Raw genomic sequence first — 12,712 nt, forward strand, 5'->3', positions numbered from 1 at the left:
GAAGCCCTGCCACATGTCTTCCAGTCGCCTGTATCCTCTCTTCGTTCGGGCGGTCTCCTTCCAGACATGTGACAGTGCTTGCGTACAGCTTGGGTTTACTTCGTGCTTTTAGAGCGTTTTGGTTGTTACTCAGGGGGAATTTCAGCTTCATTTATGAAATCCTTCCCCGAAACTTCTACGTTTGAAGCGCTCCCGCCATTTATTCCGGAGCGAACAGTCAATCCCCCTTTGCGGGGCGTAGACTGGAAATGCGCTTCTTCCCTCACCGATAGCTACGTTAAAAAACAAAAAAGCCACCATGCTAAGCATGATGGCTCTGTCCTTTCGCTTTACCCTTTTAAGTTTTCCGGATTGAGTCCTTGCAACTCTGGCAAAACGAACAAACCGTCTTTGCGAATCAGCACATCATCAAACCAGATTTCTCCGCCGCCGTACTCGGGACGCTGGATGTTTACCATATCCCAGTGGATTTGACTGCGGTTGCCGTTATCTGCGTTGTCGTATGCACGGCCTGGTGTGAAGTGGAAGCTGCCTGCAATTTTCTCATCGAACAAGATATCATTCATTGGATGCAAGATGTACGGATGCACACCGATTGCGAATTCCCCGATGTAACGCGCTCCTTCGTCTGTATCGAAAATTTGGTTGAGTCTCTCTGTGTTGTTAGAAGTCGCCTCGACGATTTTACCGTCTACAAACTTCAGACACACATTTTCGAATTTCGTGCCCATGTAGCTTGTTGCTGCGTTGTACGTAATGGTTCCATTCACGGAGTCACGGACAGGTGCTGTAAAAATCTCACCATCAGGAATATTGCGCAGGCCAGAGCAAATGACACTCGGAATGCCCTTGATCGAGAATTGAAGATCCGTTCCCGGTCCAACCAGACGCACTTTGTCGGTGCGGTCCATTAATTGCTGCAAAGGCAAGAAGGCTTCGTGCATCTTTTTATAGTCAACAGAACATACGTCAAAATAAAAGTCTTCAAAAGCCACGGTAGACATGTTGGCATTTTGCGCCAAAGCCGTGGTCGGGTAGTTGAGCAGTGTCCATCGTACATTGTTGGTCAGGTAGTCATTCAATTCTTGCATCACACTTTGGTGTGCACGACGACGCTCTACTGGAACATCGGCCATCTCACTGTCGTTGGACGGACCATTGATGACGATATATGTATCCAAATCTTTGTACATTGGCTCTTCCCATTTCGCCAAATGAGTCGCACGCTCTGCACTTGCACCGAGCATCAGCTCACGTTGGATAGACGGGTCAATAATCCGTACGAACGGATAGGCTCCCAAGTCGTATGCCTGCCTAACCAATTCCTTCGCCAAATCGTGACCCTCGCCACGAACTTCAATCAGCAAGCTTTCTTTTTCCTTCAGGCGTACAGAATGGCTCAGCAAATTTGTAGCCAGCTTGACAATGCGTGCATCCCGCATGCGATATCCCCCACATTCCTAACATGATTTGGTTATGTTAAAAAATATTTTACCGAATGGAAGCACCTTTTTCAATTCTATATGTTCTTGGTACTATTCGAAAAAAACCAAAAAATTATCTTGCATAAATTCGACTCTTTCGAGTATTCTAATCAACAAGAGTTTACCTATGTAAAAAATTTGAAAGACGGGAGTGCTGAGTTCATGGTGTTTTCTGTAGTTATCTTCGCTTAGGTGGGGCCTCTCTTAAGGGGCACTGCCTCTTACAACCCTATCAAAAGCTAGAAGCTGCAGGATGCCTGAACCGCTTCCGTCTTTTTCCCGATATGAATTGCGGGCCATGTTCTCGGATGAACAGTCGGTTTACTGTACCTAAAACCATAGGTAGGTAACCGTCTCTCTTTTGTACTCCGTTGAACTGGTGATTTCCCGCCACCCTTGTATCGTTTGATAAAGCGCAAGCGGAAGAGCAATGTCTCTACCCCGTTTGCGCTTTTTTACGTGGAATTTTTCCAAGAAGAGAATCGAGGTCAAGGCACCTGCCGAAAATGAATGGAGGAATTCGTGTCATGATTTGGCGTTCGTGGGATCTTAATTTGAAAGTACGTCTCTTTGGTGAATTGATTACGCACACCTTTTTTTGGATGTACTTTCCGTTTATGGCGATTTATTTTAGCGATACGTTCGGGAAGGATGTAGCGGGACTTCTGTTAATGGTACCGCCGCTGCTCGGGATGCTGTCCAACCTATTTGGCGGATATTTGGCGGACCGGGTAGGGCGCAGGTTCACCATGCTGCTCTCACTCTGTACATCGACGGTGATGTTCGCGCTGTTTGCGTTCTCTCCGTCTCCTTGGATCGACTATCTTGCCTTCATCGGGATCGGGATCGCTGGGGCTCTCTACTGGCCAGCCAGTTCCGCCATGGTGGCTGATTTGACAACAGAAGACGATCGAAGAATTGTCTTTGCTACCTTTTACACAGCGATGAACATCGGGGTGGTCGCAGGTCCCGTATTGGGTTCTGTCTTTTTTGTTCATTATCGCCCACAACTGTTGATGTTCTGTACCATTGTTGAGTTGCTTTTTGCGATTACCGTCTTTTTCCTGATCAAAGAAACGCTGCCTGAACACGTCCGTCAGGAGAAGGCGAAGGAGCGTTTTTCCCTGATTCAGCAATTCAAGGGCTACGCCATTATTTTCCGAGATAAAGCATTTGCCCTGTACATTGGCGCCGGGGTCTTGATCGCCATTGGATTCATGCAGTTGGATATTTACATGGCGTTGTATGTCAAAGAGCATGTTATGCAGCAACCATTATTCTCGTGGGGCAATTGGACTTATTCTGTCGGCGGAACCAGCGCATTCGGCTGGCTCATGGCCTTAAATGGTTTTTTGGTGGTTCTGTTTACACTGCCAGTCACACGCTGGTTTGAAAACTGGAGCGATCGTAACAGCCTCGTCATCTCCTCCATCTTATTCGGTCTCGGCCTGTTCTTGATGGCCTTTACGACGAATATTTGGCTCCTGTTCGGCTGTATGGCGATTTTGACATTCGGCGAGCTGATGCGCACACCAGTCGCCCAGAGCTTCATCAGTAAATACTCGCCGGAGGATGCACGCGGTCAATACATGGGAGCTTCTTCGCTCCAGTTCTCGATTGGTCGCTTCATCGCTCCCCTGACGATCGGACTATCCCAATGGCTCGCTCCTGTTGGCGTATTCGGTGTCATCCTGGGCTTAACCCTAGTCAGTGCGTATCTGTATATCATTTTGTTCCGGATGATTGGTGCCAAAGAAGTTAGCAAGAGTAGCTAGCTAGAGTAGTCCATGTCCGTTCTACCAAATCCCCTCCTCTCATATAAATGAGTTATAGATAGCTTGACCAGGAGGGGATCGTCATGAACCAGCCGAATGCCTTTGCTGCATTTAGAGAGCATCGAGGAGTCGTCTACCGAACTTCTACCTATCTTCAATGGGGACCAAATTCAGAGGGTCATCGTTCTCTTGGGAGCTGTCTCTTGCTGAACCCTGGTAGTGCCAAGCTTTTTCGTGAAAGACCTGCATCTGGTCATAGCATCATGGGTCAAACCACACTCGATCCCACCATGCGACAATTGATCCGGCTCGTGGAGGCGATCTACGGAAAACGGGCATTGGCAGGCAGATTTCATATTTACAACCTGTTTTCCGTACAAAATGCTGCTGCCGTGAGTGCTATATCTCATTTTGAGCAACTCATTGATGAGAAAGAAACGACGCTCGAGGCTCAGCTCGTATCTACACAGGAACTGCAAAAGCATCCGTGGCTCCTGCTCGGTTGGGGGCTTTCCCATCACCATTCCTGGCATCAGTTTTCTTCGCTCAAAAAGCTGTGGAAACAACGGATCGCAGCAGCAGGAGTACCGACCTTTGGCAAGCCCTGCCCCAAGGGAATCGATTACTACCATCCGAGCCCCCCTCTACATGCGACGAAAGAAAAGATCATGGAGGAACTGGTGGAGATCTATAGGAAAACGATTGGGCGAAAATCGGCCCATCCGCTTTAGATAAAAAAAGAGTCTGTCTCCCTACAAAGAGGAAACAGACTCTTTTCCATTCACTACGGCATCTCGCTGCCCTCGAAAAATTCTGTTCTGTCAAAACGACCACGCATCCATTTGTACGTATCATCATAGATGGCGCGCTTGACAGGGTCCGTGCTCTTGACAGACTCTAACAATGTCTTGGAGCCGAAGTAGTAAGCGTGTACGTTGTCTTTATCCATCCCCAGCTTGTGGGTGGCAACTAACTGATTGTAGTAGGTCTGATAGAACTTCGGATCATTGTACATCTTCCAGTCGCCTTCGATCTCGATGTCCATGTCGTACTTGTTGACGACATCCAATACACCTTGAATGCGGTCAATTCCTACCGGCTTGTCGCTGTAATAGCTCGGCTGCAGGAATGCTTTATCGAAATAAAGAGATTTCCACTCGGACACTCCCGGTGCACCGAAATACGGAATCCAATAGTAACGCAACGCCTCATCATGCACCATGCTACCCATGTCACGAATCAGTTGGCGCTCTTTCGGTGCACTGTCCTCCACCAGCTCATGGAACCAATAGATTCCTTCCAGCTTCAGATAGGCGTATTCTTCCTTGTTCCAGCGCTTTATGAGCTCCTGGAAGTACCATTCCAACGCAGCCTTGCGATTCAAATACGCTTGCTCTTCTCCAATTCCCGCAGGGTTGAAGGAGAGAGATGGGTTCTTTTCATTCAACTGACCAAAATTGGTCTGATTGGCATTCGGATACGGCAGCGCCAACACGACATTTTCCTGCGTCGGTGTTGTATACAGCGTTCCGCGCAGTCGGTTGTACTCCCGCATTGCCTGGTTGAGAGCGTCGAGCTGCTTGTTTGAGCCGAACAAATCATTCATGTACATTGTCCAGCTTTCCTTCGTAGCAGGAATGGTCTGATACGGCAGGAACAAAATCGTATCAAACATCTGGTCACGCATATAACCATCTACGGTGCGGTAGCCAACCATCGGGAGGAAATCCTCTTTGGTCCATGTTCCAAGTTCGCCATGCTCTCCGGTATAAGCGAGCAGCATATTTTCTACACGACGACCTGCTTGTTTGGCTTCTTCCAGCTTCGCCGGGTTTGGTGGCGGCAGCAAGACAGCGCCATTGTTCCACTCGCTATCCGTTTTCGCCCATACCTCTAGCTGGCGAGCGAACGCAAATACTTTCACCGGGAAGGATACCCGGACATAGCGGGTGTTGACGTCTGGCAGGGTTACGCTCAATGTGCGTGTAACCAGCTTGTCCTCTTTGGCGGAAACATCGTGAACAGCTCTTCCCGCATACGACCACACTTTTCCGTCGCGAGATACCTCGACTTCCATGTATTCTGGCATCGTGATACCCGAGGTCTTCTGCTGCTTAAACGTCAGCGCAACTCTCTCCAATGGCTTCGCCTCGTCGAGCTCAACGGTCACCTTGCGCCCAAACTGACGGTGGTATCCCGTCCAGTCTTCTGTAGGCGTTACAAGTCCGCCTACCGGACCCGGATACTGCTTCTCCAGCTCCTGGAAATACGAGTCTGGCGCTCCAAAAGTAGTAACCGCTGTATAGCTGCCTGGTGCGATATTGACCAGTTCGTCCTGCTTTGCTGGCTCCTCAGTCTCTTCTTTTGGATCAGCAGGCTTCGTAGCATCCGCTTCTGTTGTTCCTTTGTCTGCGTCTGGCTTTTCTCCCTCTACTACCGTCTTGCTTTCATCGACTTTCGTTGCCGAATCATTGGAGGAAGTCACCGGTGCAGTCTTTGTCGTGTCCTCTGCCTTTTCAACAGATGGCTTACCAGCGTCCTTGATCTCAACCGGAATTGTCGTCGTTTTGTAGCCGACTGTTACCGTGAGATTTCCTTTTCCTGCTGTAAGACCAGCAACAAAGGTTCCGTCAGCCGAGATGGTCCCCAGCTCGGGACGATCAAAAGCGAAAATAGGTGTAAACGGCAGCTCATCTCCGCTGATACTGCTTACCTTCAAGCGTTGGCTCGTTCCAGCAGCCAAACTCAGCCGCTCTACATCTACCTTGTATTTCACCTGTTCTGCTTGCTGGTAGCGTGCATCCAAGACGCGCTCAGCAATCACAGCAGCCTCTGCACGCGTGACGGTTCCTGTCGGATTAAACTTACCGCCTGCACCTTGCATCCAGCGCTGATTCGTTACTTCTTCCACGGCCGTTTTGGCGTAGTCGGCGATCTCTTCTTCATCGCTGTATGCAACAGGAGTCTGACCAGCCACTTTGGTCACAGAGCCCTCTTTCATCAAGCGAGACAGCATGACAGCCAGCTCTTGTCGGGTAAGCGGGTCAAGAGCACCCATGGTGTGTTCACTTCTGCCGTTCATCACACCCAACTCAGATAGTCCATATACGTACGGTGCATAAGGACTTTCCAATGGTACATCTTCAAAAGCTGCATCCTCGATTTCTGTTGGTTGAAGACCGATTACTTTTGTCAAAAGCACCGCAATATCCTGCCGAGAAATCGTGTTTTGCGGGTTGAAGCGGTTTTCGCCCTGGCCACTGATCATGTGAAGGGCTGCAAGCCTGTTTACGGCTTTACTGGCGTAGCTGTTACCCAAATCCGTAAACTCTGTGTGCGCTTCTTCTTGCTTTTTGAACTGATCTTCCAGCTTCTTGGTCTCTTCTGCTGGTTTCCCACTCTCCACCGCCGGTTTCTCTGGCTCTGTTGCAGCATGAGTCAACGGCGTGCTTTGGACCAGTAATGTAGCTGCTGCCAATAGCGCAGCCAACGTTCTGCTCCCGAATCTTTTCTTGCTCATTGCATTTTCTCCTCCAATTATGCCCCTTCTGTAGAGGTAGTTCAAAAAGTCATCTTTGAACATCACTCTTCTGTCTATTCGGTCGGGGTAACCATTGGCCCGCGCGGCGGTCTAGGTCCGAAAAACTGATAGTAATCTACCTTGATATTTCCGTTGTAGAGCTTACGCTTTTTGCTTGCTGTACGACCAAAATGCTCCTCAAACTGTTCGTCGGACGTAATAACGTAGAAAGACCACGTATCCATGGCAGCAAAGGTTTTCCCCATTTCGCCATACATCTTGGCTACCTGCTTCCATTCTCCCAAGCGCTCCCCATAAGGTGGGTTGCAAATCAAGTAGCCGTACTTGCGCTTGGTTCGCACATCCCGCACATCCATGCGCTGAAAATGAATCAGGTCATCTACACCAGCCTCAGTCGCGTTGTGGCGGGCAATTTTCAGGATCTCGTCATCCATATCAGTCCCGATAATCTCCAGCTTTTGATCATAGCGCGCCAAATCATGCGTTTCTGCGCGAGCTTCACGCCAAGCTGTTTTCGGAATGATAGGCCACGTCTCCGAAACGAATTCCCGGTTCATCCCTGGAGCGATGTTTTGCCCGATCAACGCCGCCTCAATCGGAAGTGTACCCGATCCGCAGAATGGGTCCATGAACACCCGGTCAGGCTTCCAGCGCGACAGCATAATCATCGCCGCAGCCATGGTTTCCTTCAGTGGCGCTTGTCCGATCAATTCCCGGTAGCCGCGCTTGTGCAGGCCCGGTCCTGACGTATCAATCGTCAGCGTCGCCACATCCTTGAGAAGTGCCACCTCGATCTTGTACAGCGGCCCTAGCTCATCGAACCACTCGCGCTTGTAGGTCTTTTTCAGACTTTCTACCACTGCTTTTTTCACGATGGCTTGGCAATCCGGCACACTGAACAAGGTAGATTTCACGGATTTCCCTTCCACAGGAAACGTCCCATCCTCTGTGATCCAATCAGCCCAAGGCAGCGCTTTTGTCTTTTCAAACAGCTCGTCAAACGTAGTCGCTTTGAACTCCCCTACCTTAAGACGCACGCGGTCGGCAGTTCGTAACCACAAATTTGTGCGGGGAATCGCAGAAATATCTGCGGTGAACGTTACCTTACCGTTTTCCACCTGTACCGGTCCGTATCCGAGCGCCTTTACCTCTTCTGCTACTACTGATTCCAAACCAAAAGTCGCCGTAGCGATCAATTCTACTTTTTGCATATGTAATCTCCTGTCCGTCCAATAATCCTTCGGGCAATGCCCTCATCCTACTACCTTACATATTATATTACCCCATTTCCTAATAGCGTTGGTAATCTTGTCTAAATTCAAAAGACCCATCACCGAAAAACAGTGACGGGTACGGCATGTGGATCATCCATATGGGAAATCCTACGAAAAACTTTGCGTACGGGAGGAAGTCAACGTGCCAGAATTACCTGAGATGGAGACCTATCGCCGACTGCTACAGGAGAAAATCGGTGGCGGAACGATTACAGCCTTACACGTTCAGCGGGAAAAAACGATCAATCTACCGCCTGCGGAATTTGCTCGACTGCTCCAGGGCAATCGCCTGACACTTGTCGACCGACGCGGCAAGCATCTTCTTTTCCATCTGGAAAGTGGCCATGTCCTGCTGCTTCATCTGATGCTCGGCGGTTTTCTATACCTGGGCTCTGCGGAAGACAAGCTAAAGCGAACCGCCCAAGTGACTCTTTCCTTTGGAGAACGACTTTTATATTTTCACGGCCTCCGTTTGGGCTACCTGCACTTGCTCACCAACGTTCAGATCGACGAAAGACTGGCTCCTCTTGGGCCAGAACCATTGGACCCGCTGTTTACCTTTACCCACTTTACGGAGCTGCTCGCTGACAAGCGCAGCGTCCTCAAAACGGCATTAGTCAATCAGCATTGGCTGGCGGGTATCGGCAACTGCTATGCGGACGAAATCTGCTTTCATGCCGCCATCCTGCCTACCCGAACGATCCCGACACTTTCTCTCGAGGAACAAAAACGACTGTATCATTCCATGCAAACCGTGCTAAAAGAAGCGATTCGATTCGGCGGCTACATGCAGCCGCTCTTTTCTGGCGATTCCCTGACAGGTGGCTTCGATGAGCGCTGCCAAGTGTACGATCGCGGTGGTGAGCCTTGCCCGCGCTGTGGACAGCCTATCGAAAAGAGCGAGCTCTCCTCCCGCAAAGTATTCACCTGCACGAACTGCCAGCATTGACAGACGTTTTCACTCCTAGACGACAGGAGTATTTGCGGCTTCCATCTGCTTGATCATAAACACCTGCTCCGTCTCGGAAGGACCGAATCCCGCCGCTTGCAGTATTTCGACAAGCAAGGTATCAGCCGCACGCAAATTAAACGTAGACCGGCGGCAATCGTGTGCAAGCGGCCCATACACATGCGCGAGTGCGGTTTTCAAAATGTCTGGTGCATCAGGATGCTCTGGCTGTGCTACACATTGACGCAGCACGATCCCACTCACTTTGCCTTCTTCATTTACCGCACACTTGTACATCGCATAGCCGACCGCCTGCCCCTCTCTGTCTTCTACGAGCACGGCCTGCGCATCTCGCAGGTTCAGCCAGTAATTTTGCCAAGGGACATCTGTCACGTAAAACGGCAGCATGGCGGCTTCCTGGGCCAAAATGCGTCGAACCCGATATTCAGCCTGCACACTTGTCTGAAAGGCATTCTCTGCCAGCGGTCCGCTCTGCTGCAAAAACAACAGACGATCCACGACGTCATAGCCTTTTTGCTCATACAAGGCAATCGCTTTGGTATTTTGGCTCAATGCTTCCAAGGTAGCTACCTCCACCCCTGCCTCCCTGTACAAATCCAATGCTGCCTCAATCAGTTGCTTCCCTACTCCTTGTCGGCGATATTCCGTGGCGACACCCGTACCACCATTCCACGCGACTTTTTTCCCTGCAACTGTCCTCATCCCGCTGGCCACTACGCCAATCGGCTCCGTGCCGTCAAAAGCAACCACAGACAGGGACAACACGTATCCCTCGCCCCCCAGTCGCTGGACAAGCATTTCTTCTGTCATCGTAAACTCGATAAAATAGCCTTCAAAGCCTCGGTTCCACGCTTTGGTCACTTCTGCAAAGGTACAGTCGCTCATCCGTTTGATGGTAATCATGGTATCACCTTCCTGGTTTTTGATAAAATTATTTTAATCGATAAAATCTAAAAATTCAATCATTTATGGACGCTTTCTCCAGCTTTGTCACCCACGCGCCTGACATGGTAATATGAAAAAAATCACTTACTCGGGAGGTTCCTATGCGCAAACAGCTTACGGTCGGCTCGCTCATTCCTGGACGATCTGACGTACAGATGTCGAGTCCAGCTCCCGTTCCCGTGCATACGCATACGTCGTTGAAAAAAACAGAAATGAGCCCGGCTCGCCCCCAATCAGAGCAAAAGCTCGTACAGGTGAAGCAACACTCACAAACGATGCCAGTCCGGTACACTCCCTCCGAAACACTATTACAAGCTGCGCTCGCGCAAGATCAACCCATCGCTTACAAATGCCAACAAGGGCATTGCGGCAAGTGCCATGTACAGATCGTAGCAGGTGCATCATTACTCGCCCCCCCAACCGGACAGGAAAAAGCAAAGCTGGGAGAAAAACTCGCTACAGGCTATCGCCTTGCTTGTCAGAGCACATTTCGCTCTTCGATTCCTACTACATAGAGGATATTTTTAAAAGAAAAAGGTGGCCGTAGCATGAATCCTACACGCATCCTACTATTCGCTGGAGGCAATCTGGACAACTGGGCGATCCAAGAGATTCGCGAAAATGATTGGCTCGTCGGCGTTGACAGAGGTGCCTTGTTCCTCGTTCGCAACGGTCTTGTACCAAGATTGTCGATCGGTGACTTTGATTCTGTCAGCTCCGAGGAAATGGCAGAAATTGAACGCCACAGTATGCACATCTCCTCTTGCGATCCCGTTATGAAAGATTTAACCGATACAGAGATGGCCCTTACTTGGGCAATCGAGCAACAGCCCGAGGAAATTGTGCTGCTCGGCGTGCTCGGCTCTCGTTTTGACCATATGCTGGCAAACGTACACTTGCTGAACAAAGCGTTGCAGACAGGTACCAACTGCCGCATCCTTGATGAGACCAATGAAATCCGTCTGATTGACCGCCATTGTACGATAAAGCAGGATCATTTTGATCATATCTCCCTGCTACCTTTTACACCGGAAGTCACAGGGATTACCTTAACCGGATTCCTTTATCCGTTGAAGGACGCTACCCTGCGGATCGGCGACACGCTTGGCATCAGCAATCTGCTAACGGAACAGACTGGAACGATCACGATTCAAACGGGCAAGCTGCTCGTTGTCAAAAGCAAAGACTAATCGGCAGAAAAAGAAGGATCTCCCTTGCATGATGCAAAACATGGAGATCCTTTTCCTCTTACCTGCACGAATACAGTGCTACTCTTCCTCTACCTGCATCGGCAACTGCCAATCAATCTCTTGAAGCCCACGCGAACGCAAAAACTCATTGGTCCGGGAAAAAGGGCGGCTGCCAAAAAAGCCGCGATTCGCCGAAAATGGGCTTGGATGCGGGGAGGCGATGACGAAATGCTTGTTTCGATCAATGAATGCCGCCTTCTCCTGCGCATGCTTTCCCCACAGTATGAAAACGAGTGGTGTCTCCCGATCGTTCAGCAAATGAATAATACGATCCGTAAACGTCTCCCAGCCAATGTCCTTGTGCGAATTCGGAGTGCCACGACGAACCGTCAGAACGGTGTTCAGCATCATGACGCCTTGCTTTGCCCAATGGTTCAGATAACCGTGCTGGGGAATTTCAAAACCGACATCGCTTTTCAGCTCTTTGTAGATATTGACCAGAGACGGCGGCGGTTTGATTCCCGGCTTGACCGAAAAGCTCAATCCATGTGCTTGTCCCGGTCCGTGATACGGGTCCTGCCCCAAGATCACAACCTTTGCATTCTGATATTCAGTCAGGTGCAACGCTGTGAATATATGAAACATATCTGGGTAAATGGTCTGCGTCTGATACTCTTCCTTCAACGTCTGCCGAAGCTTTACATAATAGGGCTTCTCGAATTCATCGGCCAATACGGGGGCCCAGTCATTTTGCAATATAGTAGCCATGTTCCTCACCTTGTCCGCTGTTTTTTTCTACCTTACCACAAACCTTCCAATCACTGAACCACTGATTCGAGAACTAGGACTATTCTGATTTAGTCCTATTTTTCCCATGATTCCTAGTCTTTGTTTCCTAGTACCCTCGTTTGATAGCTTTTCTCCTATGATCTTTGACATAATGATTGCTGGGAAGATTTAGAGAAAAGAGAAAGGGAGAGGGTTTCACATCATGAAATGGGACATAAAGTCATTTTTGGGGGGCATTGTTGTAGGTTCGGTGCTCTTTTCCGGAATTGCCATTGCAGCACCCGCTTTTCCAGACGCGGAAGAAGGAATGAAAACACCGTTCACCTACTACTTTGACGGGTTGCCAAAATCACCAAACAGCGACGTACAAGGCATCATGTACAAAAACTCTGTCTATGTACCTATCCGCTTCGTAGCAGAGAACCTGAACAAACCGGTCATTTACGACGCGAGAACCAAATCGATTTTCATCGGTAAAATTCCATCAGCAAAAATGTACTCCAAAATGGAAGCGATCGAGCTCGTGAAAAAGAAATTCGCTGGCAAACTCTCGCCGACACATGTAGTCGAGTACGCTCACGACGACGAAAAAGGTCACTATGTCATTCAGGTGTACCAAACAGTCGTAAACAACTTCCAATCTGGCGACAGCTACACCAGTACGTATGGCTGGTTCGTAGTGAACCCGAATACCGGGGAAATTAAGTCGTTGTTATAATTTCTTCTGCACTTATCTATTCGTAC

11 protein-coding genes are annotated in these 12,712 nt (G+C 49.5%); 6 read left to right on the plus strand and 5 right to left on the minus strand.

Features of this window, described 5'->3' with window-relative positions:
• Positions 1-329: 329 nt before the first annotated feature.
• The gene (locus tag AB432_RS28415; protein WP_048035148.1) at positions 330-1,442 is read right to left on the minus strand and encodes an aminopeptidase; all 1,113 of its coding nucleotides are present in this window, start codon (positions 1,440-1,442) and stop codon (positions 330-332) included.
• 569 nt (positions 1,443-2,011) lie between these two features.
• Here AB432_RS28415 and AB432_RS28420 point away from each other — a divergent pair.
• Complete coding sequence (locus AB432_RS28420; RefSeq protein ID WP_048035149.1) at positions 2,012-3,259, plus strand: MDR family MFS transporter; 1,248 nt, start codon at positions 2,012-2,014, stop codon at positions 3,257-3,259.
• An 83-nt stretch (positions 3,260-3,342) separates the two neighbouring features.
• Positions 3,343-3,990 carry a hypothetical protein gene (locus AB432_RS28425; protein WP_048035150.1) on the plus strand — a complete coding sequence of 216 codons (648 nt, stop codon included), beginning with the start codon at positions 3,343-3,345 and terminating at the stop codon, positions 3,988-3,990.
• A 53-nt stretch (positions 3,991-4,043) separates the two neighbouring features.
• On the opposite strand, the gene AB432_RS28430 is transcribed toward AB432_RS28425, so the two are convergent.
• Complete coding sequence (locus AB432_RS28430) at positions 4,044-6,779, minus strand: DUF4855 domain-containing protein (protein ID WP_048035151.1); 2,736 nt, start codon at positions 6,777-6,779, stop codon at positions 4,044-4,046.
• A gap of 74 nt (positions 6,780-6,853) precedes the next feature.
• Positions 6,854-8,011, minus strand: a complete 1,158-nt coding sequence (locus AB432_RS28435) for a THUMP domain-containing class I SAM-dependent RNA methyltransferase (RefSeq protein WP_048035152.1) — start codon at positions 8,009-8,011, stop codon at positions 6,854-6,856.
• 205 nt (positions 8,012-8,216) lie between these two features.
• Between AB432_RS28435 and AB432_RS28440 the strand changes: the two genes are divergently transcribed.
• The gene (locus AB432_RS28440; protein WP_048035153.1) at positions 8,217-9,023 is read left to right on the plus strand and encodes an Fpg/Nei family DNA glycosylase; all 807 of its coding nucleotides are present in this window, start codon (positions 8,217-8,219) and stop codon (positions 9,021-9,023) included.
• Positions 9,024-9,038: 15 nt separating this feature from the next.
• On the opposite strand, the gene AB432_RS28445 is transcribed toward AB432_RS28440, so the two are convergent.
• Entirely contained in the window at positions 9,039-9,947 is a 909-nt protein-coding gene (locus AB432_RS28445) for a GNAT family N-acetyltransferase (RefSeq protein ID WP_048035154.1), read from the minus strand.
• Positions 9,948-10,090: 143 nt separating this feature from the next.
• On the opposite strand from AB432_RS28445, the gene AB432_RS28450 reads away from it, so the two are divergent.
• Together AB432_RS28450 and AB432_RS28455 are read left to right on the plus strand one after the other, a co-directional pair.
• Positions 10,091-10,504: a 2Fe-2S iron-sulfur cluster-binding protein gene (locus AB432_RS28450; RefSeq protein ID WP_048035155.1), complete on the plus strand. Its 414-nt coding sequence runs from the start codon at positions 10,091-10,093 to the stop codon at positions 10,502-10,504.
• Positions 10,505-10,537: 33 nt separating this feature from the next.
• Positions 10,538-11,179 carry a thiamine diphosphokinase gene (locus tag AB432_RS28455; RefSeq protein WP_048035156.1) on the plus strand — a complete coding sequence of 214 codons (642 nt, stop codon included), beginning with the start codon at positions 10,538-10,540 and terminating at the stop codon, positions 11,177-11,179.
• A gap of 78 nt (positions 11,180-11,257) precedes the next feature.
• Here the strand turns inward: AB432_RS28455 and AB432_RS28460 are convergent, their stop codons facing one another.
• A complete protein-coding gene (locus AB432_RS28460; RefSeq protein ID WP_048035157.1) occupies positions 11,258-11,947 on the minus strand; it encodes a uracil-DNA glycosylase in 690 nt (229 codons plus the stop codon).
• Between the two features lie 223 nt (positions 11,948-12,170).
• Between AB432_RS28460 and AB432_RS28465 the strand changes: the two genes are divergently transcribed.
• Positions 12,171-12,686, plus strand: a complete 516-nt coding sequence (locus AB432_RS28465; protein ID WP_015893706.1) for a stalk domain-containing protein — start codon at positions 12,171-12,173, stop codon at positions 12,684-12,686.
• The last annotated feature ends 26 nt before the right edge of the window (positions 12,687-12,712 follow it).

The sequence above is a fragment of the Brevibacillus brevis genome, assembly GCF_001039275.2.
Lineage (GTDB): Bacteria > Bacillota > Bacilli > Brevibacillales > Brevibacillaceae > Brevibacillus > Brevibacillus brevis_C.

Coding starts and splice junctions, on each gene's coding strand:
- AB432_RS28450 (WP_048035155.1), top strand. CDS start 10,091: ATGCGCAAACAGCTTACGGTCGGCTCGCTCATTCCTGGACGATCTGAC.
- AB432_RS28445 (WP_048035154.1), bottom strand. CDS start 9,947: ATGATTACCATCAAACGGATGAGCGACTGTACCTTTGCAGAAGTGACC.
- AB432_RS28460 (WP_048035157.1), bottom strand. CDS start 11,947: ATGGCTACTATATTGCAAAATGACTGGGCCCCCGTATTGGCCGATGAA.
- AB432_RS28420 (WP_048035149.1), top strand. CDS start 2,012: ATGATTTGGCGTTCGTGGGATCTTAATTTGAAAGTACGTCTCTTTGGT.
- AB432_RS28465 (WP_015893706.1), top strand. CDS start 12,171: ATGAAATGGGACATAAAGTCATTTTTGGGGGGCATTGTTGTAGGTTCG.
- AB432_RS28435 (WP_048035152.1), bottom strand. CDS start 8,011: ATGCAAAAAGTAGAATTGATCGCTACGGCGACTTTTGGTTTGGAATCA.
- AB432_RS28455 (WP_048035156.1), top strand. CDS start 10,538: ATGAATCCTACACGCATCCTACTATTCGCTGGAGGCAATCTGGACAAC.
- AB432_RS28425 (WP_048035150.1), top strand. CDS start 3,343: ATGAACCAGCCGAATGCCTTTGCTGCATTTAGAGAGCATCGAGGAGTC.
- AB432_RS28430 (WP_048035151.1), bottom strand. CDS start 6,779: ATGAGCAAGAAAAGATTCGGGAGCAGAACGTTGGCTGCGCTATTGGCA.
- AB432_RS28415 (WP_048035148.1), bottom strand. CDS start 1,442: ATGCGGGATGCACGCATTGTCAAGCTGGCTACAAATTTGCTGAGCCAT.